This is a genomic window from Pseudobacillus sp. FSL P4-0506 (assembly GCF_038003025.1).
Taxonomy (GTDB): Bacteria; Bacillota; Bacilli; order Bacillales; family Domibacillaceae; genus Pseudobacillus.
In genome coordinates this window covers 2,899,340-2,925,660 of sequence record NZ_JBBOOI010000001.1, presented here as the reverse complement: position 1 = coordinate 2,925,660, position 26,321 = coordinate 2,899,340, and the positions used below count along the sequence as shown (strand labels likewise).

The window sequence follows — 26,321 nt, the reverse complement described above, 5'->3', positions numbered from 1 at the left end:
TCCTGGAGTATACTCCATGCTTTTCGTAAATTTATTTAAAAATACAGATTGACCTCCACCATAGACAATCTTTTAGTATTTATTCGAGATGTTTAAAATTTCAGCCAATTCGCTCAATAAAGGAGGATAAAGATTTTAACTATTATCTTAATTTAACATTAGCAAAACTTATTACAAGGAAGGGATTTTAATTTGGAAAACACACACATGGAACGCTCACTTACGTTGTTACCACTTATTATGTTTGGAATATCCTTTATGGCGCTTGGAACGGTATTTAGTACATATGGAATAGCAGCAAAACTAACCCACGGTATGGTTCCTTCTGCTTACATTTTAGCATTGGTTGCAATGTTTTTTACAGCATTAAGTTATGGCAAAATGGCCTCCGCTTATCCAGTAGCTGGTTCTGCTTATACGTATGTGCAGAAATCCATCTCTCCGTTTGCTGGTTTTTTGGTAGGATGGAGTATTCTGGTTGACTATTTACTTCTTCCGATGGTCAATTATTTGATTTTTGGTACATTTTTGCATGCCGCTATACCAGGTGTTCCTAAGTTTATTTGGATTTTGGGGATGATTATCCTAGTTACATTTGTGAATGTGAGAGGAGTCAAACTAGCCACCAAAGTCAATTTTCTTATCAATGCTTTTTCTGCTTTATTTATTATTTTATTTTGCTTTTTTTCTATCAAATATATGGTTACAAATGAAGGCGCTTTCTCCTTGTTTACATTGACACCATTTTATCAGCCTGAAGCAGGATTTTCTGCAGTCATAGCGGGTGCATCGATTCTATGTTTCTCTTTTTTAGGATTTGATTCAATTACTACATTCGCGGAAGAAGTTAAGAACCCCACAAAAGTTCTGCCCAAGGCCATTCTGATTATTACTTTTTCAGGCGGAGCTATCTTTACGCTAGTTGCATACTTAGCGCAGATTGTCTATCCGAATTATGCCTCGTTTAGTGATCCCGATTCCGCATCATACGTGATCATTCAGTCTGTGGGCGGGAGCTTTTTGGCCTCGTTGTTTATCGTGATGATTTCTATTGGCTGTTTCGGATCAGCAATGGTTTCTCAGGCAAGTGTGGGACGTTTACTTTATTCAATGGGCCGGGATGGTGTATTGCCAAAAAGAATTTTCGGCTTTATTCATCCAAAATATAAAACACCCTTTAACAATCTGTTAATTGTTAGTGCGATTAGTTTGGCTTCCTTATTTATTAATATGGCAACCGCTACTTCGCTGATCAACTTTGGTGCTCTTCTCGCTTTCACTTGCGTTAATCTATCCGTGATCGCTCACTTTTATTTGCGACGAAAGGAACGTTCCATTACTGGAACAATTCAATACCTGCTGTTCCCGATTGTTGGAATGGTTTCGGATGTTTGGCTTCTTTGTAATCTTGCTTCCTATTCTCTGACATTGGGCATCGTGTGGTTTTGTATTGGATTGGTTTATTTAATGGTGATAACGAAAGCGTTTAAACAAAGACCTCCAGAAATCCAAATGGATTCTGTAGAAAATCTCTAATCTTCTATATAAAGAAAGGAAAGATATGAAATGAATGCAGATTTGATCCTAACAGGAAATAAAGTATTTACCGGCCTTGCTGATCATCCGGAAGAGGCAGCAATCGTCATTCAAGGAAATCAGATTATCGCTGTATGTTCGATTGAAGAGAGCAAGTCTTATGCGGGGAAAGAAACAAAGCAGTATGACTTCCATAACCAACTAATTCTCCCAGGGTTCCATGATGCTCATCTGCATGTGATGCTTGGCAGTCTTTTTAGCAACTTTAGTGTTGATTTAGGGGAAGCGGCATCTGAAGAAGAGGCAGCAAAGATGGCGAAGGAATTTGCGGATAAGAGACCAAATGACGATTGGGTTATCGGTAATGGATGGGATAGCGGAAATTGGGAGAAGAAAGGGTTTCCTAGCCGTTTCTCCCTAGATCAGGTTATCCCTGATCGTCCAGTTCTGCTTTTTCATGCTGAAGGACACTATGCCTGGGTAAACAGTAAAGCTTTAGAAATTGCCAGAATAACTCGCCAAACAGAGAATCCTCCTTTTGGAACTATTTTGAAGGACGAACAAGGGGAACCGTCAGGTGTGTTAATTGAAACAGCGGTTGCTTTGGTAGCGGATATCGCACTTGCTTTTTCTAAAGAAAGACAGTATGAGCTGTTGAATGGATTTCTTCAGCAGGCTAAAAGAGAAGGAATCACTTCCGTGAACGATTTGTACGCCCAGCGTGCTCTTGAAAAGCTGGAAAGTTTTGATACCTTCGGGGAATTTGATGAAGCCGGCCGTCTAACCACTCGTATCCATTTTTATCCTGCTTTGAATGGAGATCTAAATCGGGTGAAACAACTACGGAATAGATTTAATTCAGATAAACTAAGATTAGCAGGACTAAAACAATATATTGATGGTGTTATTACTGGATATACTGCTTACATGCTTGATCCCTACCTTGATAAACCAGAAACGAAGGGGCATGTCGCCTTTTCGCCGGAAATGATCAAGTCTTGGGTAGCAGAAGCAGACCGAGAGGGTTTTCAAATTCGCTTCCATGCGATTGGGGATGGAGCGGTTCAGTTAGGATTAGATGCGTTTGAAGAGGCACAAGAAATAAATGGACAGCGGGATTCCCGACATGCTTTAGAGCACGTCGAAGTCATTAACCCGAATGATCTTCCACGTTTTAAAGAGCTTGGTGTCATTGCATCCATACAGCCTTCTCATCTTGCTTTGATGCCGAGAACCAGTATTACATCCCGTGTGAAGGAGGAAAAATTCCCTTATCTCTACACTTGTAAGTCATTGCAGGATGCGGGCGCAGCTCTGGCTTTCGGAACGGATTTTCCGATCGCACCGTTGAGCCCTATTCTACAAGTTTTCCATGCAGTCACAAGAGTCGATTACACCGGGAAAGACACATGGAATGCACAAGAACGGATTGGGATTGCAGAGGCACTTCGGGCTTATACAAAAGGGGCAGCTTACAGCGTGCATCGAGAGAAAGAGCTAGGAACATTGGAATCAGGCAAGCTTGCTGATATTGTTGTTCTCGACCGTGACCTCTTTGCTGTTCCGCTTGAGAAAATACCTGAAACAAAAGTGAAAATGACCATCATGGACGGTGAAATCGTCTTCACTGATCTTGAACAACAAGCAAATGTCGCAACAAACTATGCAATTAAGGAATAATAAAAGAGCGCCACATCGCTATTAAGCTGATAGTTTCTTGTATTTCAAAAAAGCCTGTCCTTTATTTTAGAGAAAGAACAAAAGCTGAAAATAAGCCTCATGAACGAACTAAAACGGATAGATCTTTAGAAATGCAAATTCTATCTTTTTAAATAGGGAAGTGATTGCTGTGAACAAGAACTCAAGTGATGGAATTGTAGCGGTAAAGGGAAAGAATGCACAAGCTACCAAACTGCAGAGGTATATTTCAAAAAAATTCTAACAATTTATTGACTTATGAATTCAGTGTTATGTACAATGTATACATAAAGCTGAATTGAAGTTAAAAAGCATATAAGGGGGCACACAAAAATAGCATCTCTGCCAGTCAATTTATATTTGAAGAATCTCTTTGAGCAGAATTATATAACCTAAAGTCTAATAGAAAGTCATGCTTTCTTAGTAAATGCAAATTTAAATAGATGGTAAGGAGGAATAAACATTGCCAAAACAAGAACTTGAATTTACTAGTTATACAAAATTCGAAGTAGAACATTTCGAAAATGTTAAAGGATTATCTCAAAGAGTGATTGCTGAAGATCCGGAGAGTGGAGTGGCAACTCGTATTTTACAATTTGAGCCTAACACAGATACATCACCAAATGGAGTGCAAATTCATGACTTTTGGGAAGAGCTGATCATCATCGAGGGTTCAATTATTGATTTGCAATTAAACGAAGAATTTACAGAAGGAATGGTTGCTACCCGTCCCCCGGGCATGAAACATGGTCCTTGGAAATCGCCAAACGGATGCAAGATTTTTGAAGTCCGTTATTACACTACATAAAGCCGACTACATTATCTCTTCAAATGGACAGGTAGGTAATATGAAAAGATTGATAGTTACATTTTTAAATCAGGTAACTTCTATGAAATCATCTCAATATCATTTAAATTTTAAGGAGGCAATCAACTGATGGATGATAGAACTTTTAGAAATGCGATGGGAAAATTTGCTACAGGAGTAACAGTCATTACAACACTTTTAGAAGGTGAAGCACACGGTATGACTGCAAATGCATTTATGTCAGTTTCCCTTAATCCAAAATTGGTCTTAATATCAATAGGTGAAAAAGCTAAAATGCTAGATAAAATTAACGAGTCTGGAAAATTTGCTGTTAATATATTGTCTGATGATCAAAAAGAGCTATCCATGCATTTTGCGGGTCAAACGAAAGAAGAACGTGAAATTGAATTTGATTGGGTAAATGAACTACCAGTAATAAAAAATGCTTTAGCAAACATTGTATGTAAGGTCCATAGTAAACAAATAGCAGGGGATCATACACTTTTCATTGGAGAAGTAACTGATATTGTCACTAGCGAAGGGGCACCACTAGCCTTTTATGAAGGGAAATATAGTGAAGTTAATCAGCTAATTAGCTTATGAGTAATAATGAACAAGATAAGACTATTATTTAAGGCAGATAATTAAATGGTGTGCTAGAAAGAGTGATAGTGTAAAAACATAGAACTATATATTTTTTTCGACTTAAGATGATAATCAAAACAATTTATGCATCAATGCAGCTCTATCGTAGACAGACTTCGCCTGTTATTGGTGAGTCTGTCTTTTTTATTATATAAAAGGTAGATTATATCCCAAGAGTAACCACTCTTAGAAAAGAATTTAAAAAGGAGGAATGAGAGTTGAAACGCATTTATTTAGATCATGCTGCAACGTCTCCCATGCACCCAGAAGTTATGAGAGAGATCCTCCCATATATGTCAACTGCATTTGGAAATCCATCCAGCATTCATTCTTTCGGTCGGGAAAGCAGACATGCTGTTGATGAATCAAGATCCATTCTTGCTGCAAGTATTGGGGCAAAACCGAGGGAAATTATTTTCACAAGCGGTGGAACAGAATCTGTTAATCTTGCTGTTATTGGAGTCGCTCTGGCAAATGAGCAGAAGGGTAAGCACATTATTACGACTAAAATTGAACACCATGCGGTCTTGCATTCATGTCTTTATTTAGAGAAATTAGGGTTTAATGTGACTTATCTACCTGTTAATGAAGAGGGAAATATATCGATAGATGATTTAAAGAAGGCACTTACAAACGAAACGATTTTAGTTTCTATTATGTATGGAAATAACGAGGTTGGCACGATTCAGCCTATTGAGGAAATAGCCGAGCTTTTAAAAGACCATCCAGCTTATTTTCATACTGATGCCGTCCAAGCATATGGAATGGAGAAAATCGATGTTCAACAATTAGGCATTGATTTTATGTCCGCAACGGCTCATAAAATTAATGGACCAAAAGGTGTAGGGTTTCTTTATGCAAGAGAAGGGAAGAGAATAAATCCCCTTATTTTTGGAGGAGGGCAGGAACTTAAACGGCGTGCTGGTACAGAAAACGTTGCCGGTATTGTTGGTCTAGGGGTTGCAGCAAAAATGGCACTTTCTTCTCGTAAACAAAGGAGTGAACAATACCTATCATTTAAAGAAGAGATGTTATCCATTTTCCGTGAGCATGACCTAGAGTTTAATGTTAATGGCTCTTTAGAAGGTTTACCGCACGTGCTAAACATATATTTTAAAGGGGCACATGTGGAATCTCTATTAACAAATATGGATCTTGCGGGGATCGCTGTGTCGAGCGGCTCTGCTTGCACAGCTGGATCGATTCAGCCTTCACATGTATTGGTCGCAATGCATGGAGAAGATGCTATGCGAAGTATGTCTTCAATTCGGTTCAGTTTTGGGAGAGAAAATACGTTAGAAGATGTGAGAATTGCTGCAAATGAAACAGCTAACATAGTTACACGATTAGCAGCTGAGAAGCTTAGAAAATGATTAAATAGAAGAAAGCAATAAAAAAGAAGGCTTATCCAAAATCTATATTTTGGATAAGCCTTCTTTTTTATTAACCGTTCATTTCTTTTCGATCTGTTGAAACCTCTTTATTTTAAATTTAACAATTTTTGCTTTAGCTCATTTTCCATAGAAGAAAGTTCTTGTTCGGCTTGTTTACGTTTAGCCCGGCCTTCCTGTTGAATGCGCAGCGTTTCTTCTAAAGTAGAGATCAAATTGGCCTGTGTTTTCTTTAATGTGTCGATATCAACGAGGCCACGTTCATTTTCTTTTGCTGTTTCTATTGTATTCGTTTTTAGCATTTCAGCATTTTTTAATAGCAAATCGTTGGTTGTTTGTGATACTTGCTTCTGGGACTCCATCGCTTTTCGCTGTCTGACAAGCGTAAGTGCAATCGCCACTTGGTTTTTCCACAATGGAATAGCCGTTAAGATGGAAGACTGGATTTTTTCAGCTAATGCTTGGTTCATGTTTTGAATCATGCGAATCTGCGGGGCGCTTTGAATCGTGATCTGCCGACTCAGTTTTAAATCATGTAGTCTTTTTTCTAGACGATCAGCAAATTGTACCATGTCGTTTACATCTTGAAAGTCCATTTGATCTCCTGACTGCTCAGCCTTCCGGCGCAAAGCAGGAACCGTTTCCTGTTCTAACTCTTCTAGCTTTAATTCCCCGGCTGCAATAAAGATATTTAACGCCTGGAAATATTCTTTATTTTTTTCATACAATTGCTCCAGCATTTGTATGTCTTCCAAAAGAATCTTTTTCGAGTGATCCAACTTGACGCTAATCCGGTCAATTTGCGTGCCAACCTTTTGATACTTTGACATAATTTCTTGAATAGAGTTGGATACTTTATTAAACAGACGACTGAATACATTCTTTTTTTCAGGACTTAATTCATCCGGATTGACTTCCTGCAGTTTCTTCATTAAATCACTTAAGATATCCCCAATTGTTCCGATATCTTTTTGTTGTACATGATCAAGCATGGAATGTGAAAAACCTGAAAGCTTCGTCTGAGCTGCTGTACCATAGCTGATAACCGCCTGGTGATTTGTCGGATCAATTTGCTTGGCGATTTCCTGAGCTTTGAGTCGGTGTTCTTCAGGAAGCACATCAATCAATTTTTTAGGAGCTGATTGTTCATGAAGAGAGGGGCTGGGACTTTGCTCCATTAAGCTTTCGCCGAATGGCGAAGAAAGCAAATCATCAAGCCCACCCACATCTTCCTTTAATAAGGAGGGACGTTTCTCATTTTCTGTTGTCATAATTTATTTTATCTCCCTTCTCCAGGGCCTCGGGCAGTTCCTGTCTATTTAATGACTGCTTGGCCACATCGAGTTCAAAAGTTAAATGTTCAATATCTTGTGCCAATACTTTATGCAAATCTTTTTCTAATGTTTTTGTTAGATCATTGAGTGTTTCTTTTGTTTCCAGCAAAGACTGTTTGACGGATGAGTCCTTCAATTTTTGGGAATTTAACCACGCATATTTTTCAGCCAGTTCAACAACAGAGTCCAAGTGGGAATAAAAAAAGGATTCTGCTTCATAAAAACGCTTTGGCTCTTTTTTCACTACCGAAAAAATTCTGCGTACGAGACGGTTCAATTCAATCATTTGTTTTAGGGAACTGATGCTGCGCACGCGGACAAACACGTTTTTTAGCCGGCTTAGTTTTTGTTTTGCTTCTTTCATATTTTCAAGAATAAAATTGTATTCTTTTCTCGTTAAGCCATATTTTTTATATAGACGCGCATCTGCATATTTTCCCAAACCGAAATAAATGCCGGCCCCCAAGGCCACAGCTAATATAACTGCCAGCAAGGGAGAGAGCCCGAGCTGATTCACAAAGAGCAGCGAGCAAATGATCACTGCGGGAATGGTGATCATTGCACGAAGGATAAAAAGCAATGGATTTTTCATCGTACTCACTCCAGTTATGATTTTCCTTGTAATACGCGCGATCTGTCAAAAAGTTTCATGATTCTTTAAATTTTATCAAAAATGCAGCCGCTTTGTCTTTACTTTTACTAATAGAAGAAAAGAATGGGAAAGTCAACTGAAAAGAAAAAAATGAAACAGATCCTTTAGGATCTGTTTCATTTTTTATTTTCCTTTGCTTACTTCTTTAGCAGGATAGAGTTTCTTACTCAGCCACGTTTGTCCGATGAGGAACAGACCGCTCACTCCCCAATACAGTGGAAGTGCTGCCGGAGCGGAAAACGAAAATACGAGAATCATAACAGGTGAAAGCATGCCGACAATTTTCATTTGCTGTTGCTGCTGTTCTGGCATGCTCATTAAGGATACTCGGAATTGAATAAAGTACATAACACCAGCGATAATTGCCATTCCGATATCCGGCTGGCCAAGCTTGAACCAAAGAAAACCGGCATGCCGAATATCGTCTGATGTCCGGATCGCATAATATAACCCCATCCAAATAGGCATTTGCAAAAAGATCGGTAAACAGCCCATGGCAAATGGATTAATATTATGCTGCTGGTAAAGGGCCATCATTTCCTGTTGTACTTTCCGCTGCTCCTCTGGAGTTTTGGCGGCTTTCAATCGTTTCTGGATCTTATCCATTTCTGGTTTAACGACTTCCATTTTCTCTTTCATAACTTGCTGTTTCTTCATCGTGTTCAGCATTAAAGGCATTAAGATCAAGCGAACAGCGAGCGTGATAACAATGATAGCAAAACCATAGCTTCCGAGAAGCTCGCCAAGTGCATGAATCAATTCAACAAAAGGTCGGACGAGATAATCGTGAAAGAAGTGCCCCTCCTCTTGAGCAGCCTGACACCCGCTCAAAAAAAGGCTGGCGCCGAGCAAAGAAGATAACAGTATCGATGTTTTTTTCAATGAATAGTTCCCCCTATAAGCCATTAATTGGCAGTCAAACTGTTTCTATATGATGAAAACTAAAATGAGTATACCTTAAATTGCCTGTTAGTTCAAATGAATACATACGTAGAATAGCCTATTCGTTTTCATCACTAATGGGTTTTGTGAACTTTTATTTATAATAGGTTGACTTAAAAAGCTTTTATCTTTTATCCTTAAAGAGAGAAAAGATAAAGGGGAGAGAGCAATGGCAAATTGGGACCATGTAGCAGAGCAAGTGTTGGAAGGGAACGAATTAAGTGATGAGCAGGCATTGGCCGTGCTAAATTGCCCAGATGAGGAGCTGCTGGCTCTTTTGCAGGCTGCATACAAAGTGAGAAGTCATTATTACGGCAACAAGGTGAAGTTAAATATGATCATTAATACAAAGTCAGGGCTATGCCCGGAGAATTGCGGCTATTGCTCGCAATCTATCCGGTCGACGGCTCCAATTGAAAAGTACAGAATGATGGACAAGGAATCGATTTTACAGGGAGCCAAGCGGGCGTATGATTTGCAGGCCGGCACGTATTGCATCGTCGCCAGCGGCCGCGGGCCGAGTAATAAAGAGGTAGAGCGTGTGACGGAAGCAGTGAAGGAAATTAAAGAAAAATATCAATTAAAAGTGTGCGCTTGCCTCGGGCTGCTAAAGCCGGAACAAGCAGCCAGGCTGAAGGAAGCGGGAGTAGACCGTTACAACCATAATCTCAATACTTCAGCGAGCCACCATGAACAAATTACAACGACTCATACATACGATGACAGGGTAAGAACGGTCAATACCGTCAAGGAATCGGGCATCTCTCCTTGTTCGGGCGTCATCATTGGCATGAAGGAGCAAAAGGAAGACGTGGTTTCCATGGCCCGCAGCTTACGAGTGTTGGATGCCGATTCTATCCCGGTAAACTTTTTGCATGCGATCGATGGGACGCCGCTTGAAGGAACGGCTGAATTAAATCCCCGTTACTGTCTAAAGGTATTGTGTCTGTTCCGCTTTATTAATCCGTCAAAAGAAATCCGGATATCAGGAGGCCGGGAAGTGAACTTAGGTGCACTTCAGCCGTTGGGTCTTTATCCAGCTAACTCTATCTTTGTAGGGGATTATTTAACCACTGCCGGGCAAGAAACGACAGCTGATCATAAAATGATTGAAGAAATGGGCTTTGAAGTCGAGTTTGCTTCACAGTCAGAGGAGCAGCCGGTTGTGTGAATGAGTGCTAAGCTACAATAAAGAGACTTAAAAACGGAAGGGTGCTATTCAACAATCCAATCAGAGTGTTGAATAGCATTAAGATTAGAATAGGACGAAGATTTGTACGCAGTTCCGTCCTATTCTAATCTCTAACAAAAACTTCTTCTCTAAAATAATGTATAAATTGGTAAAATAATATACAATCAAATTAGAACAATCGTTCAAATATGTGAATTATATTTATGGCTTAATTAGAACGATTGTTCAATTTAAGGCGGGTGCAACTTTTTGAATAAAAGACGTTATGACAGTGAAAAGGCAAGAAAGGAAATCATGGAAAAAGCAACATTGTTATTTTCTGAGAAAGGCTACAATCAAACATCAGTTGGAGACATATCAAAAGCGTCTAGTTACAGCAAAGGGCATATTTATTATCACTTTCAAAATAAAGAAACGCTTTTTGTCATACTGGCAAAAAAAACGATGCAAGAATGGCATGACAAGTGGCTGAGAAAAGAATCTACTTGCTCTTCTGCAACAGAAAAGTTGTACGGAATGGCCCTGCATGTTCTCTATAATTACCAGACACCGTTATTAAAAGCGGGACGGGAATTGGCATCAAGTCCGAATTCGAGCTCAGAGTCTGTGAAAGAATTATACAATTTAGCCATTGTTCCAATGAGTGCGTACCGTGCTATTTTACAAGAAGGGGTAGATCAAGGAGAATTTATAGCTGGAAATATTGATGAATGGACCGTATTGCTTGGATCATGGCTCGGGGGATTGTGCCAGCTCACCAATACTCAGGAACTGGGTTTGCTTGAACCTCTTTTTAATCAAGCAATAACCATCTTTTTAAGATCCATCAAAAAGGAAGGGATATAAAATGAGGATTGGCTTAATTGGAGATAGTTTAACAGAAGGTCGCCCTGGCGTGTCTTTCTTGAATTTATTAAAAGAGAGATACCCGAATTTGACTTTTGATAATCTCGGAAAACCAGGTGAAACAGTCAAAAGTTTGCATGCTAGACTAACCAAATCGAAATTAGCAACAGATTATGATCTGGCTTTCCTGTGGATTGGAACCAACGATGTTTATTCTAAAATGTTAAGCGTTCAAGCACAGCCTGTTACAGGAGACCGTCAGGAATTTCGAGAAGTGTTTACTAAGGTTTTAGAGATCGTTATCGCTTCTGCAAAACAGGTTGTTACTGTATCGCCGGCAATTATAGGAGAAAACATGAGCAATGAAGCAAACAAAGAATTAAGGGATTTGTCTACAATCATTCAGTCGATTACTGATCTATATTCCACTGTAAGCTTTTTGAATATGCAGGCTGTGTTTGAAGGACATCTAGCCAACGTGAAAAGCTCGGATTACATGAGCACCAGCGTTTGGAGAGTGATGAAGGATGTACTATTTTATAAAAATGAGGCTCGGATCGATCGATTATCAAACAAGCGGGGGCTCCATTTGACATTAGATGGCATTCATTTAAATACTAGCGGTGCCCGGATCGTTGCCGATGAATATACAACGGTGATGGAACATCTTATCTATAATAACAGTCGTACATTGGAGAAGTAATTCTTGATAGAAGGTGAAGTTTTTCAAACGGAGGGATTGGCATGGGGGAAAGTAAAAAAGTTGCGATTGTAACTGGTGGAGCATCAGGAATAGGGAGAGCGATCTGTAATGAATTAACTGCACATAATGTGTTTGTCGTTATTGCAGATATTAATATTCGAGAAGGAAAAGCCGTTGAAGAAGACCTTAATAAAAGAAATCATCATTCAAAGTTTGTTTATTTAGATGTCACTGATTCAGCTAGTGTGGAAGAGCTTATTAGAGAAACATATAGGGATTTTGGGAGATTGGATTATCTTTTTAACAATGCTGGCATGGCTATGTACGGTGAACTATATGATATGTCGATAGAAGACTGGAAAGAAATTATGGATATTAATTTATGGGGCGTCATTTACGGAACTCAAACCGGATACAAGATTATGAAGGAGCAGGGATATGGTCATATTGTCAATACGGCATCAGCTGCAGGTCTTGGTCCTTCTCCTATATCCTCAGCGTACTCAACAACAAAGCATGCTATCGTTGGGCTCACCACCTCTCTTCACTATGAGGCAGAAGAATTTGGTGTGAAAGTGAGCGCGCTTTGTCCGGCCTTTGTTGATACTCCAATTTTTGATGAAGCGAAAGCCATTAATATTAATAAATCTATGATGACCGAACAACTAAAAAAACAAAAGCCGATGTCACCAGAGCAGCTTGCCAAAATGACGATTCGTGCCGTTCATAAAAATAAACTTATCATCTGTCCACTCCCCATGCGTAAAACGATGGATGTCATTTTTACAATTTTTCCTCCATTACACCGTTCACTTATGAAATTAGTTTGTAAGGTAAGTAGAAAAGCCCGTATGTTGTAGCCAATCTTATCATTTTCTCAAAATCATTCGCTCTTGTTGAACAGACCAGTTAAAGGAACAAAAATCTCTAATAGGGCAGTTTTTCTTATAATAAAAACTCTGTTTTATTTTTCCACCTGTCGTAGTTCTGCTGTTTCATTTAATGTTACTATTATATAAATACAAAATAATGTAGAGCAGAAGAAAGGGTGGGGCTATGAGAAATGGTTGTCTGTTTATTGTTCAACTCGCTTTTTTATGGCTGATTTACGAGCTGGGCCAATTTATTTCTGGATTTTTTCACTTGCCTGTGCCTGGCAATGTTTTAGGAATGCTCATTTTATTTTTGTTGCTTTCTTTTAAGATAGTGAAAATAAGGTGGATTGAAAAAGGGGCTTTATTTCTAAACACGCATTTGGCTTTTTTTTTCATACCTATCGCCGTCGGTTTAATGACTTTCATGCCACTTTTAAAAGAGAGCGGTGGAGCGCTCGCTGTTATTTTATTCGGCAGCTCCATTATCGGAATGGCAGTAACAGGCGGAGTGGCGCAATTTTTATCAGCGAAACAAGTGCACAAAGAAAAAGGGGAGACTACCCGTGAGCATCATCACTCTGTTTAATATTGTCTTAACACTTGTGGTTTATTTGCTTGCCCGTGTTCTTGCCTCCCGTTTCCCATCGCCGCTTACTACACCTGTATTTTTAAGCACAGTGACTATTATTTTTATCTTAGTGTGCAGTGGAATGTCTTATGAAGACTACACACCTGCAAAAGAGATCATGACTTATTTGCTTGGGCCTGCGACGGTAGCACTGGCTATTCCGCTGTATCACAACCGACATGTATTATTGCAGAGAGCTATGCCTGCTTTTTTTGGATTGACAGCTGGGACACTGGCAACTATTACTTCGGCAGTTTGGCTAACCAAAGCTTTTCAGTTGCCAATGGCGACCGCTGCCTCTGCCGCAGTCAAGTCAGTCACCACTCCGGTAGCCATTGAAGTAGCTCGTATAATCGGGGGAGATCCAGCTTTATCAGCTATCTTCGTTATGGTAGCAGGAATGTTCGGTGCCATGTTTGGACCCTGGCTGCTCACATGGATGAGGGTGACAGACCCCTTTTCCCGCGGCTTGTCCATCGGAACGACTGCCCACGGAATAGGAACGGGCCAAATCGTTAATGAAGGAAGTCTTCAAGGGGCCGTTTCGGGCGCCGCTATGGGATTTGCAGCTATCTTTATCTCTTTTGTTCTGCCATGGTTTTTTCCATTGTTAAAATAAAGGCCCGGTTAATTTTATCTGGTTGATTGGAGTGGAAGTTACAAAGACCTCTCTATCGTGTAGTTACAGGGTTTTGTATGAGGAATTCAAATTTACTATTCAATGCCCTATGGAAAGCAAAGAGAATCCGCTCGATTCTTATGATTAACATAGCCATAATAAAAAAGACGCCGTTTTTGTTTCGGCGTCTTTTTTACCTGGGCGATTACCCAATTAAAATTCGTTCCTTTGGGAAGTTATAGCTGTCCTTAATTTCTTTTCCGCGAATAATAAAGAGCAAAGAGAAAAGCCCGATTCTTCCGATAAACATTAGCGTCATCAATAATAGCTTAGCGGAAGTGCTTAAATCGCTTGTGATGCCTAAAGATGATCCGGTAGTTCCGAAAGCGGAAGATACTTCGAAGATGATCTTTATAATGGGCAGCCCTGGTTCAAGGAATGAAAGAAAAATAATCGAACCGCCCCAAATAAAGAAGCCTGTTGTGATCACGACGAATGAGCGTTGTACATCAACTGGATGAACTTCTCTATTAAAAATCTTAATGGTATTTTTTCCTCTCGCATAAAAGTAAACACTCAAAATAGCGATCGCAAAAGTAGTCGTTCTCAGCCCGCCACCTACACTGCTTGGCGAAGCGCCGATAAACATCAGTGTTGAAATAAGCAGCAGGGTGGCCATTGAAAACTCGTTCAAGTCCAGTGAAGTTAAGCCGGCACTGCGAGCAGCGATAGATTGGAAAGCAGAATAAAAGAACGACTCATGCCATGTTTTATCAATGAAAAAGTGATTTCGTTCAAGCAAATAAATGAGCAGAGTACCGAGAGCCGCCAAAATGGCATATACGGTCGTTGTCAGCTTTGTAAACAGAGAGAAATGAAACTTCACTGGCTCTCTGTAAGTCAAATAATCTTTAATTTCTACTAACACAGGAAAACCGATAGCACCGAGCACAATCAATATCATATTGATAAACTGGACAAAGTAATCATTGGAAAAACCAATTAATGAGCTTCCGGTTATATCAAACCCGCCGTTCGTTGTGGCGCTGATTGAAGCAAAAACCCCATGTAAAAAGGCTTCAGAAACAGTCGGATAATATTGAAGAAAATACGTGCTTAAAATAAGAGCACCGACAGCTTCAATTCCAAGAATTAATAAAAAGATTTCAATCATCAGCCTGACGAGTCCGGCTAAATCTGTTCTATTTTGGTCAGCCATGATCAGCTGACGCTCGCGCATCCCAATCCGCTTTCCAAATAAGATCCAGATAATAGAGCTCAGAGTCATAATCCCTACGCCGCCTACTTGCAAAATAAACAGGATAAAAAAATAACCGACCGTACTGAATGTATCAACGACTGAAACTGTTGATAACCCAGTAACACTTAAAGCACTGACCGCCACGAAGGCAGCATCTATAACAGAAATTTCAACTCCGGGTTTATGAGCAATAGGTAACAGCAATAAGCCGGTAGAGAACAATGCACCGGTTAGATACAGCATGACGATTAATTGAAAAGTGGACAACTTGAGTGCTTTTATTTTCCCAGGATCTTTCATAACATCTACCTCTCAATTTTCCCGGCATAATGTCTGCCCGATTTTTGCGTCGTAAAAACATATTCCCTATTATATTAGAAAAAGGAACGAATTTAAAAGCCTTTCCTCAAAAGAAAAAAACCTTCAAAGATATGAACAAATGACAGAGAGGATGTTTTATTTTTTTCGACAAAAAACGAAACCAAATAAAAAAGAAAACGTATAAATAGGCAACTGCGGAAAAGGAGGAAAAAGATGAAGAAGATTTGGAAGCGGCTAAAGTTTGTTTTTACTTTCAGACGGTCTATCCCGTTCTTAAAGGATTTCTTTTTAAGCAAAGAAGTAACTGCCGTTAGCAAAATAGTATCCATTGGGTTAATCATTGGCTATTTGTTGCTGCCATTTGATTTGATTCCTGATTTTTTTGCCGTTTTCGGCTTAATAGATGATATTGCCATTTTTGCGTTTGTACTTCAACAAATTGTTAAACTGGCACCAGATTCATTAAAAGAAAAGCATAAGATGATATAAACACTGCCCTGTACCGCTATTTGAGGTACAGGGCCATTTTTTTTTTTTTTCAGGAGACAGGAGCAAAAATGACTTGCAAATTTCTTGCCGCTTTTATTAATTGCTCTTCCGGCTGAACAAGGGCGATTCGCACATAGCCCTCTCCGGAAGGGCCAAAAGCATTTCCTGGCACCATAACGACACCGGCTTTTTCAATACAGTAAAAAGCAAACTCTTTGGAAGTCCAGCCTGCCGGTATTTCGGCCCAAATAAACATGCCGCCTGATGGACGGTCAACATCCCAGCCGATAGTGCTCAACTCATTGATGAATAGGTTCCGCCGCCGCTCAAAAACGGAGCGGACCTGCTGGCTGATTTTCTCGGCATGATCGAAGGCGGTGATGGCCGCAGCTTGAATCGGGGCAAATATGCCGTAATCTAAATTAGACTTTAATTGAGTGATTGCTTTAATGATATCCTCATTGCCAGCAATATAAGCGATGCGGGCTCCAGCCAGGCTAAAGCTTTTAGAAAGCGAATTAATTTCAATGCCGACCTCTTTGGCGCCTGGCACACTCAAAAAGCTGAGCGGTTTTGTATCATCAAAATAAAATTCTGAATAAGCTCCGTCATGAAGAACGACAATCTGATGTTTTTTAGCAAAAGCGATGACGTCGTTGAAAAATTGCTCATCTGCTTCGCCAGCAATCGGATTGCCGGGGTAGTTTAAAATCATCAGTTTTGCTTTTTCAGCAACCTCATTTGGAATAGCGGTTAAATCGGGAAGAAAGCGGTTTTCTTTAAGCAATGGCATGTAAAAAGGCTCCGCTCCCGCTACAGCTAATCCGGTTTCATAGGCGGTATACCCAGGATCTGTGACAAGAACGACATCTCCAGGGTCAGCAAATACGAGCGGTAAATGGACAAGTCCTTCTTGGGAGCCCATCGCATGAACAATTTCTGTTTGAGGGTTTAAGGTAACCCCGTATACCCGTTTATAATAGCGAGCGGCTGCCTCATAAAATGCTTTCGTGCCTGAGAGGGTATACCCATAGCTGGAAGGCTCAGCAGCTCGGGCAGCAAGCTCATGGCGGATAACATCCGCTGGCGGGAGGTCGGGACTTCCTAAGCTTAAATCGATGAGTTCTTTTCCTTCTGCTTCCTGCTTGACTTTAAATGATTTTAACTCACTAAAAATAGATGAACCGAACTTTTCCATTCGCTTTGAATAATGAAACGCCAAGATGAACGCCCCCTGTGTAGTATAGATCAGTCTTTATTCCATATTGTAGCATACAGAATTCTTATTTAATTTTAAATTTTTCAATTAATTACCATAATTGTTCAGATGGCAAGTTTGGGCTTGCTTGCCAGTTTCCTTTCTCCGGGAACGGGAATAGTCCTGTATGCAGGAGAGGGAGGAGCATTATGGACAAAAAGAGAACGAGAAAGCAGATTTTGATTATTATTTTTCTAAGCATTTATGCAGTCACCATGCTGGGCAATGTGTATAAGCCGCTTCCCAAGCATGTATCATATGAAAGCCCTGTTTACCAGGTAGGGGAAGATCAGGTGAATTTTTATTATAATTTGTCTGGAAAGAGAAAAGAGGGGAAGACATTTACTGAACAAATATTTAAAAGAACACTGGAGATTATTGATGAGGCTGACCAATTTATCGTATTGGACTTTTTCCTCTTTAATTCCTATCATAATAAAAATCAACAATTTCCTAAAATAACAGAGAAGCTCACTAGAGCCCTGATTGAGAAAAAAAAGAAAAACCCGGATATAGACATCATTCTTATCTCCGATGAAGTAAATACATCCTATAATTCTCACAAGGCACCTGAATTTGAAATGCTGAAGAAAAATGGCATAAAAGTTGTTTTAACCGATGTTCAACCGCTGCGTGATTCCACCCCGCTTTATAGTGGAGTGTGGCGGATGTTTTTTCAATGGTTTGGCGACAAAGGAAAAGGATGGCTGCCCAATGCACTTGCGGAAACGGCACCGGATATGACGGTGCGTTCTTATTTGAAATTATTTAACGTTAAAGCGAATCATCGGAAGACCATTGCCACAGAAAAAACAACGCTTATCAGTTCAGGCAATCCTCATGATGCGAGTGCATATTTTGCCAATACAGCCTACGAAGTGAGAGGAGCTTTAATGAATGATCTGCTCGTTTCAGAAAAGGCGGCGGCTGATACACGACGGAAAATTACTTTCCCGGAGCCTGTCCACCAACAGACCGGTAAAGGCAATATGTACGTACAGTTATTAACAGAAGGAAAAATTGCAAAAGCGGCCAAACGGGAAATAACAAAGGCGAAGAAAGGAGAAGAAATCTGGCTTGCGATGTTTTATCTTGCCGATCGTGACATGGTTGATGCTTTGGCGGAGGCGGCGAATAGAGGGGTAAAAGTGAACCTCATTTTAGATACGAACAAAAACTCGTTTGGTAAAAAGAAAACAGGATTGCCGAATATTCCAATCAGCGAAGAACTTCTGGAAGATTCTCACGGCAAGATCCATATTCGATGGTTTGCGCCAGAACCTGAGCAATTTCATACGAAAATGATTTATATAAAAAAGAAGAAGAGCAGCACGATTATTAGCGGTTCTGCCAATTATACATCAAGAAATTTGAACAACTTTAATTTGGAGACAAGTGTAAAGATAACAGGCCCTCATTCGGCTGCTGTCATAGCGGAAACAGAACGTTATTTTCAGCAGATTTGGAACAACGAAGGGGCAGAATATACAACGAATTATAAAATACATTATGAAAAAACAGCAGGAATCAAGAGGGTAGTATATACACTACAGAAGCTTTTGCATTTAACCACATATTAATGTAGAACCAAACAAGCAGGCGGATTCGCCTGCTTGCTTGGTTTGCAGAAATTGACAAAATAATTTTTTTTAAAACAACCATGCTATAAGAGAATCGATTACAAGGAGGAACAGCAATGACAGTAATTAGTGATTTAAAGCAAACGATGTCCGGATTAAAAAGTGCCCAAGCAAGCCTCGAGGGATTTGCTTTAGCTACAGAAAACCAACAGGCGAAGCAATTATTCCAAACGGCTGCTCAACAAACCCAGTCGGTAATAGATGCTCTTCAGCCGCGCATCACTGAAGTAGAAAATGAAGAACCGCAATACAAAAATAGTTAAATAAATACACTTTGTGCAAAAATCAAAAAACATTCAATAGCAGCAAATGGAGGTGAAAGCGTGGAGAAGCAGCGAACATGGGTCTTTGATAACAAACCAGTCATTATTTCAACCGGCGTTGTCGGGGGACCGTTTGAAAGCAACGGAAAGCTAGCAAATGAGTTTGATGTGCTGCATGATGATCTATGGATCGGGCAGGAGTCCTATGAGAAAGCGCATAGAAAGTTAATGGAAGAAGCTTCTTTGCGGGCTATTGAAAAGGCAAGACTGAAAAAGCAGGATATTGAATACTTCTTCGCCGGTGATTTAATTAATCAAATCACGCCGACAAGCTTTGCTGCTCGGACTCTTGCTGTGCCGTACCTCGGACTGTTCGGTGCCTGTTCCACATCGATGGAAGGGTTGGCGCTCAGTTCCCTTCTTATCAACAGTAAGATGGCGAACTTTGTTTTAACTGGTGCATCTAGCCACAATGCGGCAGTGGAAAAACAATTTCGTTATCCAACAGAATACGGAAGCCAGAAGCCGCCAACGGCTCAATGGACGGTAACAGGAGCTGGGACAGCCATCGTGGCCCAACAAGGCGAGGGCCCTCATATTTTATCTGCCACGATTGGAAGAGTCATTGATATGGGGCTGACCGATCCCTTTAATATGGGAGGAGCCATGGCTCCAGCTGCAGTGGATACAATTATTGATCATCTTACTTCTTTAAAAATTGACCCTTCTTACTATGATTTAATTGTTACAGGAGACTTAGGAACAATCGGCAGAAACATCGCCCTTGAATTGCTGAAAAAAAGAGGCATCGAAATCAATGAGAGTCAGTTTCAGGACTGCGGCTTAATGATTTATAAAGAGAACCAAGAAGTCTTTGCCGGGGCAAGCGGAGCAGGGTGCTCGGCTGTTGTCGGCTATGGGCATTTGCTAAACCGATTGAAAAAAGGAGAACTAAAACGGATTCTATTAGTGGCGACTGGGGCTTTGCTGTCCCCGCTTTCCTTCCAGCAACAAGAATCTATTCCTTGCATTGCCCATGCGGTAGCGATTGAATCTAACCAGTAAGAGGAGACTATTATGACCGTAGCATCAGATGTGAAAATATGTACGGCCGGTTTAAAACAAGCAGAAGCGGTTTTTTCTAAGCTGGCCCTGTTGTCAAGTGATCCCGAAGCGCAACGGCTTTTTCATGAGAGTATGCTTACTATGCAGGAGATCATCGAACGAATGAACAAGCGAATTTTTGAACTGGAAAATGAGGAACCGCAATATAAAGGGTTTTAGTCGGGGGATGATTATATGACTCAGTGGCTAGAAGTCCTGATCCGGTCTATATCTTTTTTGACCATCTTATTTATCATTACAAAGGTAATTGGAAAAAGGCAAATTGCTCAGCTGTCCTTTTTTGAATATATTGCAGGCATCACAATTGGTAGCATTGTCGCTGAAGCTTCGCTAGCAAGAGAGCGGTCAATTATCGATGCTCTTATAGCAATTGCGGTATGGGGAATTATACCCGTTCTTGCTGACTATATTGCTATGAAGAGCAAATCAGCAAGAGGGGTGCTAGAAGGCCATAGCACAGTATTTATAAAAGATGGAAAAATTCTTGAGGATAATTTAAAGAAAGAAAAATATACAACAGACGAATTGCTTTCTTTATTGCGGAAAAAGAATATTTTCTCCTTAGAAGATGTGGAATATGCCGTTTTAGAGCAAGACGGAAATCTAAATGCTCTCTTGAAAAAAGATAAGCGTCCATTAACGAGAAGCGATTTACAAATGCTTTCAATCAATGAAAAAGAGCCCTATACCGTTATTATGGATGGGCGTGTATTAGTGGAGACACTTTCAAAAAGCGGCAAAACGAAGGAATGGCTGAATCAAGAGTTAGAAGCGGCCGGTGTGACACTTGAAAATGTGTTTCTCGGTCAAGTAAATTCTTATGGAGAACTGTACATCGATTTATTTGATGATCAGCTGCAGGCGCCTCCGCCGCAGGAAAGGCCGTTATTGCTGGCAAACTTGAAGAAATTTGCTGCGGATATGGAAGCTTTCGCCTTAGCTACAGACTGCCAAAAAACAAAGAAAATGTATGAAAAAAATGCGGCGGATATTCAAAGGCTCATTCGGCAAACAAAGCCATATCTATCGAATTAAAGCTCTCTCGTTAGACAGTTTTTAATTCGATTTTTCTTAATTCAATATGTGCAAAATTCAAAAAATGAATTTTTATTGGTTCTATAGCCAGTAATTTGCTAAAATAAAGATAAAGTAATCATACAAATAGGAAGGCAAAGGAGTGAGGAGTTTGCCAAGAGGTGAAGGAAAGTTCCTAATTAAGCAAAGAGCCTTTTTAAAACTTTTTATGATTCGTTTCGTAGAAGAAAATAAGTTGTATGGCATGCAGGCGATGGATGAACTGAAGATGACCTTTAAACAATTCGGCTATGAACCGAACCATTCGGAAATTTATCGGTCGCTTCATGAGTTAATTGATGATGGGATTTTAAAAAGACAGAAAAAATTGCAGGAAGGCGCCAAATATAAAGAAGTTGTCATTTATCAGTTTGCTGACTATGAAAAAGCAAGGCTTTATAAGAAGCAAGTAAAAACAGATCTCGATCGAAGCATGGGACTGTTGCGTAAAGCGCTGGAAGATGTGTATTAACATAAAGGGCAATGAGCAGCGAAAGAAAAGAGGGATAAGATGGGAATATTTGACGGTTTAATTGGCAATGCGACAGAAGCGGATATTGAGAAAGTAGAAAAAACGCTTGAGAAAATTCTTTATGAGGGAGAACAGATTGAGAAGGCCTTTCAGATTTTAAGGGACTTAATTGTTTTCACTAGCAGGCGCCTAATAACAATTGATAAGCAAGGAGTAACTGGAAAAAGAATGGAATACCATTCTATTCCCTACCGCAGCATTACGCATTTCAGTGTACAGACAGCTGGCACATTCGATCTGGAGGCTGAGCTGCTTATTTGGATCGCTGGCACAGAGAATCCTATTGCGAAGCAGTTTCGAAAAGATGACAGCATATTTGATGTGCAAAGAGCACTTGCTGCTTATGTGTTGTAGCGTCCTTACATATCAAGTTTGCATACATAAAAGAAAAGAGACAGACGCATGAGCTGTTTCTTTTTTGGAAAAGTCTTATTAAGCTGTTTTTTTATGATTTTCATCCTGGATAGATATATGTAGAGAAGGCACCATAGATGGAAGAAGAAAATGAAATCAGACTTTGCCTGCTGCATCGCAAGGAAATAGCAAGTCAAGTCTGACTTTATCAATATCCCAGGAGGATGTATCTTGATCGGAGATCCTATCTATGGTGTTTCATTCATGAGGCAAAGGCAGTGTTATTCACACTGATTGTTTAGCACCAGAAGGAAGCGCCAATGATAATCAAAAGAATGAACAACACAACAATCAATGCAAAAGTGCCGCCGTAACCGCCGCCATAATAGCCACCGCCGTAGCCGCCGCCATAACCGTAGCCGCCACAGCATCCGCCGCCAAAGAAGCCCATGTTTTTCACCTCCTAATTAATTAAGAACAATATATACTATGAGTTACATATAAAGAAGGTTTGGATTAATGTACTAGTAGGATAAGTAATTGCTGTTTTTTGATTGCTTTCGTGAGATCATTCAGTTTATAAGAAAAGCTTTCATTGCTGCGTTTGCCGCAGATTGACATGAAAATGAAACAGCCAGGCGTGTACCTGGCTGTTTTATTTAAAAGACAACGAATCATTAAAAGCCAAACCGTCTAGGTCTTGGAGGACAACAAGGATTAACTGGCTTCCCACACATGATGTGTTGTTCACAACATTCGTTCACAACAGATTCTGTATGTGGGAAATAATGTTCGTGATTAATCATATGTTTGTTAACTGTAGTTGTATGAGAAGGATGAATATGTGGTACGACAGTATTGAAAACATTTGTTTTGACAAATTGCTGTGTCGGTGAAACTAATGGCGGATCGTATTGAGTAGGCATTAGTTGCGGTGGGCACAGATGAGGAGGACATCCTCCATGGCCAGCCCAAGGTCTATTAAACATGTCATGACCTCCTTTTTTCTAAGGTGTGAGTCATTAATAGTCTATGGAAATAGACTGGTTATGTCCGGGTTGGTTACCCATTTATTTCAAATAAAAGAGAAATGAAACGTGACAGATTAATCTTTCTACAAAGAGACCAGATTCGTCACACAACCTAAGAAGGATAAGGGGAAATGACTGGTAGAAGAAAAGCATAAGAAAAAGAGAGCCCTTGGTTGCTCTCTTTTCTTATGTCTGGATAAAGATACATATGGCTGTTAATACTTATGTTGCTTTTTAGACTTTTTTTTATGATGAGGCTTATGATGAGGCATTGGATAAGCCATCGGCGGTTGAGTAATTAACACGGCTTGTTGCTGGGTCACATGTGGATGCGCTAGATAATGATGAAAGTGGTGATGAAAATGATGGTGATGCGGACAGCATTCCATCTCGCTTACTGGGTGTCCACACCCCATCATTTGGGCATGGCCAGGGTGCATCATGGGTGCCCCATGCATAAATCCTCTCATATCAGGGACTGCATATTGATCTGGCCACATTTCCTCGTCTAACCACATGCCTTCGCTCTGCTCAATGCTTACATTTTCTCTTTCATATTGATCCTGCCATACATTTTGGTCTGGCCACATATGATTTTGTTCTTGTTCCATTTTTGCCACCTGCTTTTTAATAGTTGTAGAAAACTTTCGTACACTTGCATGCTATGTTCCATACTTAAAAAAAGAGCTTGTTTTTATCGGGTTTGGGTGATGACCTATTATCTGCAAAAAATTATTTAATCTTTTGAGGTTTTTTAGTGGAAACACGTTTAGAAAGTGGGCTCTTCATTTCTTTGTGCCGAAAAATCAGCATTTTTTCTCATTTTTCAAAAAAATATTGTTTTTTAACTTTTTTTATGGATATAATTAACAACGTAGATTTAATGCGTTTGTCAGCCGTACGTTCATGAACTGGTCAGCTTTCACATTAACTTCAAGAGGCAGAAGCAATGGATGCTTTTTGAAAGGAGGTGAGACCAGATGACGATCAACTTAATATTTGTCATTATCACCATAAAAAGACGCAAAAAAAGTGTGGAAGATTATTTTCATGACGAGCGCGTTGAACAAATGTATGAAGAAATGAAATTAAAGCAACACGAAAACATGAGAAACCTGTTTTAAAAAAATTACAAACTGGAAGGAGAATGTACTATGACTTTCTTATTGCCAACTCAAGTAAAATTATTGAATTCACTCTTCGTTTTGAAGGATTCTGCCTAGTAAAGCTGACCAGAACTAAAGTAACACCATAGCTGATAATTTTGCCCCCGCCATGTAATTTGCTGCGGGGGTTTTTATCGTCAATGGAGAGAGTACATATAATTTTTGAATAGGAATGATACTTATGTCGACTGCAACGAATAAAGCCGAAGTACGTCAGGCTACAATCTACAGTATTTTGTTTGCTATTAGTGCAGGGCACTTTATTAATGACTCCATACAATCTGTAGTCCCTGCTATGTTTCCGATTATTGAACGTTCTTTAGATTTATCTTATGCACAGCTGGGCTGGATTGCTTTCGTATTAAATATGACCTCTTCGGTGATGCAGCCGGTATTTGGAGCTGCGGCTGACCGGAAACCGCAACCATACCTGCTGCCGGCCGGAATGCTTCTATCTATGATTGGTGTTATCGGTTTTGGTTTGTCTCCTAACTTTTATTTCGTACTCTTCGCTGTATTGTTTATTGGCTTAGGGTCAGCTGTTTTTCATCCGGAAGGATCACGGGTCGCTTTTATGGCAGCAGGTGGCAAGCGAGGGCTGGCCCAATCCATTTATCAAATGGGCGGGAACGGCGGCCAATCGCTGGCTCCAGTTTTTACAGCCTACATTTTTTTACCGCTTGGTCAGAAGGGAGCGTTATTGTTTGCGGCAGTTACCGCAGTTGGTGCGTTGCTGCTTTCAAGAGTCTCCGCCTGGTATAAGCAACGGCTGACAACTCAGGCGGCAAAGAAGAAACAGCAAGTTTCCTTGGAAAAAACAAAATTACAGGCACGGATAAAGTGGGCAATGGTGTTATTAATTTTCTTTGTATTTGCCCGCTCCTGGTATGCGGCAGCTATAACGAACTTTTATCAATTTTATTTAATTAAGGATTATGGATTGACTATTAAACAATCACAATTATATTTGTTTGTTTACTTGGCTGCTGGCGTGGCAGGCACGTTTCTTGGCGGGCCGCTGGCTGATCGCTTTGGCCGGAAAAATCTACTTGTCTTTTCCATGCTGGGTGCTGCTCCGCTTACAGTCATTCTTCCATATGTACCGGCTTTCGCTGTCCTGCCGCTCTTGTTGTTAATTGGTTTTATCTTGCTATCAAGCTTTAGTGTAGCCGTGGTTTATGCACAGGAGCTGCTTTCTAATAAAATTGGGATGGCTTCCGGTTTAATTGTTGGGCTTGCGTTCGGGATGGGGGCTATCGGGGCTGTCATCCTCGGCTTTCTCGCTGACAGTTTCGGAATAAAATTTATTATGATTCTATCAAGTCTTCTCCCGCTTCTCGGTATTTGTGCTCTTTGGCTTCCAGGAGATCAAAAATTACGGGAAATGCAGGATAAGTAATGGTAAATTAAAGACCGCTTCACATACAGTTATTCACTGGTTGTGCGGCGGCTTTTTTTACCTATCAGTAATCAATTTATCAATAAGGCGGAGGAAGGTATGCTAAGGCAAATAGTCAGTATAATTTAGATGGCTATAAAAATGATGTATTAAATTTTTAAGCAGAGCCTATTAGTTGAAAAGCAATGTATACGTTTATTAAGCTGCATAGTATTTTAAGTTCTTTACTCTTTAGTAGATGTAATAGCTTTTTTGTAGAATTGAGTCAACTTAGTTCTGAATATTCAGTTGACATGATCTCTTCCATAGACTAGTATCTAAATTAGATAGATAAGAGCGGATGAATATTGTGGGAGAGACTAGACCCATGGTTTAGCACCGAAGGAGCAAGTACCAGCTGGTATCAATCTCTCAGGTAAAAGGACTACAATAGGACGCATCTCTGGAGAGAGCCATAGGCCACCAAAGGAGTTAAACTCTCAGGTACAAGGGACAGAGAAAAATGGGAAATACTCCTGTTTTTCTCTGTCTTTTTTTGT

29 protein-coding genes and 2 riboswitches are annotated in these 26,321 nt (G+C 40.1%); of the genes, 21 read left to right on the top strand and 8 right to left on the bottom strand.

Translation table 11 applies throughout. The features are described 5' to 3' along the window. Positions 1-192 precede the first annotated feature (192 nt). The 5 genes from MKZ02_RS14765 (at position 193) to MKZ02_RS14745 (ending at position 6,060) form a co-directional block, all read left to right on the top strand. Entirely contained in the window at positions 193-1,536 is a 1,344-nt protein-coding gene (locus tag MKZ02_RS14765; RefSeq protein WP_340854249.1) for an APC family permease, read from the top strand. Positions 1,537-1,566: 30 nt separating this feature from the next. Then, positions 1,567-3,216: an amidohydrolase gene (locus MKZ02_RS14760; RefSeq protein WP_340854247.1), complete on the top strand. Its 1,650-nt coding sequence runs from the start codon at positions 1,567-1,569 to the stop codon at positions 3,214-3,216. A gap of 481 nt (positions 3,217-3,697) precedes the next feature. Then, the gene (locus tag MKZ02_RS14755) at positions 3,698-4,042 is read left to right on the top strand and encodes a cupin domain-containing protein (protein WP_340854245.1); all 345 of its coding nucleotides are present in this window, start codon (positions 3,698-3,700) and stop codon (positions 4,040-4,042) included. Between the two features lie 129 nt (positions 4,043-4,171). Then, a complete protein-coding gene (locus MKZ02_RS14750; protein WP_120031087.1) occupies positions 4,172-4,645 on the top strand; it encodes a flavin reductase family protein in 474 nt (157 codons plus the stop codon). Between the two features lie 260 nt (positions 4,646-4,905). Beyond that, entirely contained in the window at positions 4,906-6,060 is a 1,155-nt protein-coding gene (locus tag MKZ02_RS14745; protein WP_340854243.1) for a cysteine desulfurase family protein, read from the top strand. Between the two features lie 107 nt (positions 6,061-6,167). Here MKZ02_RS14745 and MKZ02_RS14740 read toward each other — a convergent pair whose 3' ends face one another. From MKZ02_RS14740 to yidC, 3 genes are all read right to left on the bottom strand, one after another. Then, positions 6,168-7,349 carry a toxic anion resistance protein gene (locus tag MKZ02_RS14740; protein WP_120031091.1) on the bottom strand — a complete coding sequence of 394 codons (1,182 nt, stop codon included), beginning with the start codon at positions 7,347-7,349 and terminating at the stop codon, positions 6,168-6,170. Next, complete coding sequence (locus MKZ02_RS14735) at positions 7,333-8,004, bottom strand: 5-bromo-4-chloroindolyl phosphate hydrolysis family protein (protein ID WP_120031093.1); 672 nt, start codon at positions 8,002-8,004, stop codon at positions 7,333-7,335. Before MKZ02_RS14735 ends, MKZ02_RS14740 begins: the two co-directional genes overlap by 17 nt. A 183-nt stretch (positions 8,005-8,187) precedes the next feature. Beyond that, positions 8,188-8,970 carry a membrane protein insertase YidC gene (yidC, locus tag MKZ02_RS14730; RefSeq protein WP_120031095.1) on the bottom strand — a complete coding sequence of 261 codons (783 nt, stop codon included), beginning with the start codon at positions 8,968-8,970 and terminating at the stop codon, positions 8,188-8,190. Positions 8,971-9,175: 205 nt separating this feature from the next. Here yidC and bioB point away from each other — a divergent pair, with 205 nt between their 5' ends. The 6 genes from bioB (at position 9,176) to MKZ02_RS14700 (ending at position 13,869) form a co-directional block, all read left to right on the top strand. Further along, on the top strand, positions 9,176-10,177 hold the full coding sequence (bioB, locus tag MKZ02_RS14725) for a biotin synthase BioB (protein WP_340854240.1): 1,002 nt from the start codon (positions 9,176-9,178) through the stop codon (positions 10,175-10,177). A gap of 270 nt (positions 10,178-10,447) precedes the next feature. Further along, complete coding sequence (locus MKZ02_RS14720) at positions 10,448-11,044, top strand: TetR/AcrR family transcriptional regulator (RefSeq protein ID WP_340854238.1); 597 nt, start codon at positions 10,448-10,450, stop codon at positions 11,042-11,044. A gap of 1 nt (position 11,045) precedes the next feature. Next, positions 11,046-11,747, top strand: a complete 702-nt coding sequence (locus MKZ02_RS14715) for an SGNH/GDSL hydrolase family protein (RefSeq protein ID WP_340854236.1) — start codon at positions 11,046-11,048, stop codon at positions 11,745-11,747. 41 nt (positions 11,748-11,788) lie between these two features. Further along, positions 11,789-12,607: an SDR family NAD(P)-dependent oxidoreductase gene (locus MKZ02_RS14710; RefSeq protein WP_340854234.1), complete on the top strand. Its 819-nt coding sequence runs from the start codon at positions 11,789-11,791 to the stop codon at positions 12,605-12,607. A 196-nt stretch (positions 12,608-12,803) separates the two neighbouring features. Next, positions 12,804-13,208 (top strand): CidA/LrgA family protein, encoded by a 405-nt coding sequence (locus MKZ02_RS14705; protein WP_340854232.1) that lies wholly within the window; start codon positions 12,804-12,806, stop codon positions 13,206-13,208. Continuing rightward, a complete protein-coding gene (locus MKZ02_RS14700; protein ID WP_120031108.1) occupies positions 13,186-13,869 on the top strand; it encodes an LrgB family protein in 684 nt (227 codons plus the stop codon). Before MKZ02_RS14705 ends, MKZ02_RS14700 begins: the two co-directional genes overlap by 23 nt. Positions 13,870-14,074: 205 nt before the next feature. On the opposite strand, the gene MKZ02_RS14695 is transcribed toward MKZ02_RS14700, so the two are convergent. Beyond that, the gene (locus MKZ02_RS14695) at positions 14,075-15,430 is read right to left on the bottom strand and encodes a TrkH family potassium uptake protein (protein ID WP_340854230.1); all 1,356 of its coding nucleotides are present in this window, start codon (positions 15,428-15,430) and stop codon (positions 14,075-14,077) included. A 234-nt stretch (positions 15,431-15,664) separates the two neighbouring features. Here MKZ02_RS14695 and MKZ02_RS14690 point away from each other — a divergent pair, with 234 nt between their 5' ends. After that, on the top strand, positions 15,665-15,940 hold the full coding sequence (locus MKZ02_RS14690) for a YkvA family protein (RefSeq protein ID WP_340854228.1): 276 nt from the start codon (positions 15,665-15,667) through the stop codon (positions 15,938-15,940). A 49-nt stretch (positions 15,941-15,989) separates the two neighbouring features. On the opposite strand, the gene MKZ02_RS14685 is transcribed toward MKZ02_RS14690, so the two are convergent. Then, the gene (locus MKZ02_RS14685) at positions 15,990-17,162 is read right to left on the bottom strand and encodes an LL-diaminopimelate aminotransferase (RefSeq protein WP_406909669.1); all 1,173 of its coding nucleotides are present in this window, start codon (positions 17,160-17,162) and stop codon (positions 15,990-15,992) included. Between the two features lie 185 nt (positions 17,163-17,347). Here MKZ02_RS14685 and MKZ02_RS14680 point away from each other — a divergent pair, with 185 nt between their 5' ends. From MKZ02_RS14680 to MKZ02_RS14650, 7 genes are all read left to right on the top strand, one after another. Next, positions 17,348-18,778 carry a phospholipase D family protein gene (locus tag MKZ02_RS14680; RefSeq protein WP_340854226.1) on the top strand — a complete coding sequence of 477 codons (1,431 nt, stop codon included), beginning with the start codon at positions 17,348-17,350 and terminating at the stop codon, positions 18,776-18,778. A 116-nt stretch (positions 18,779-18,894) separates the two neighbouring features. After that, a complete protein-coding gene (locus MKZ02_RS14675; RefSeq protein ID WP_120031118.1) occupies positions 18,895-19,101 on the top strand; it encodes a DUF1657 domain-containing protein in 207 nt (68 codons plus the stop codon). Between the two features lie 60 nt (positions 19,102-19,161). Then, the gene (gene spoVAD, locus MKZ02_RS14670; protein WP_340854223.1) at positions 19,162-20,166 is read left to right on the top strand and encodes a stage V sporulation protein AD; all 1,005 of its coding nucleotides are present in this window, start codon (positions 19,162-19,164) and stop codon (positions 20,164-20,166) included. Positions 20,167-20,178: 12 nt separating this feature from the next. Continuing rightward, the gene (locus MKZ02_RS14665) at positions 20,179-20,385 is read left to right on the top strand and encodes a DUF1657 domain-containing protein (RefSeq protein WP_120031122.1); all 207 of its coding nucleotides are present in this window, start codon (positions 20,179-20,181) and stop codon (positions 20,383-20,385) included. 15 nt (positions 20,386-20,400) lie between these two features. Then, positions 20,401-21,261 carry a DUF421 domain-containing protein gene (locus tag MKZ02_RS14660; protein ID WP_120031124.1) on the top strand — a complete coding sequence of 287 codons (861 nt, stop codon included), beginning with the start codon at positions 20,401-20,403 and terminating at the stop codon, positions 21,259-21,261. A gap of 151 nt (positions 21,262-21,412) precedes the next feature. Then, positions 21,413-21,772 (top strand): Replication termination protein, encoded by a 360-nt coding sequence (locus tag MKZ02_RS14655; protein ID WP_340854221.1) that lies wholly within the window; start codon positions 21,413-21,415, stop codon positions 21,770-21,772. A gap of 39 nt (positions 21,773-21,811) precedes the next feature. Next, positions 21,812-22,186 carry a PH domain-containing protein gene (locus MKZ02_RS14650; protein ID WP_120031126.1) on the top strand — a complete coding sequence of 125 codons (375 nt, stop codon included), beginning with the start codon at positions 21,812-21,814 and terminating at the stop codon, positions 22,184-22,186. 298 nt (positions 22,187-22,484) lie between these two features. On the opposite strand, the gene MKZ02_RS14645 is transcribed toward MKZ02_RS14650, so the two are convergent. From MKZ02_RS14645 to MKZ02_RS14635, 3 genes are all read right to left on the bottom strand, one after another. Beyond that, a complete protein-coding gene (locus MKZ02_RS14645; protein ID WP_120031128.1) occupies positions 22,485-22,637 on the bottom strand; it encodes a YjcZ family sporulation protein in 153 nt (50 codons plus the stop codon). Positions 22,638-22,863: 226 nt separating this feature from the next. Continuing rightward, positions 22,864-23,175 (bottom strand): CotD family spore coat protein, encoded by a 312-nt coding sequence (locus MKZ02_RS14640; RefSeq protein WP_445324329.1) that lies wholly within the window; start codon positions 23,173-23,175, stop codon positions 22,864-22,866. 257 nt (positions 23,176-23,432) lie between these two features. Beyond that, entirely contained in the window at positions 23,433-23,828 is a 396-nt protein-coding gene (locus tag MKZ02_RS14635) for a hypothetical protein (protein WP_120031132.1), read from the bottom strand. Between the two features lie 369 nt (positions 23,829-24,197). On the opposite strand from MKZ02_RS14635, the gene MKZ02_RS14630 reads away from it, so the two are divergent. Further along, on the top strand, positions 24,198-24,341 hold the full coding sequence (locus MKZ02_RS14630) for a YrzI family small protein (protein WP_120031134.1): 144 nt from the start codon (positions 24,198-24,200) through the stop codon (positions 24,339-24,341). A gap of 223 nt (positions 24,342-24,564) precedes the next feature. Further along, entirely contained in the window at positions 24,565-25,782 is a 1,218-nt protein-coding gene (locus MKZ02_RS14625; protein WP_340854218.1) for an MFS transporter, read from the top strand. 340 nt (positions 25,783-26,122) lie between these two features. Next, positions 26,123-26,219, top strand: a riboswitch (glycine riboswitch). Between the two features lie 2 nt (positions 26,220-26,221). Then, positions 26,222-26,281: riboswitch (glycine riboswitch) on the top strand. Positions 26,282-26,321 lie beyond the last annotated feature (40 nt).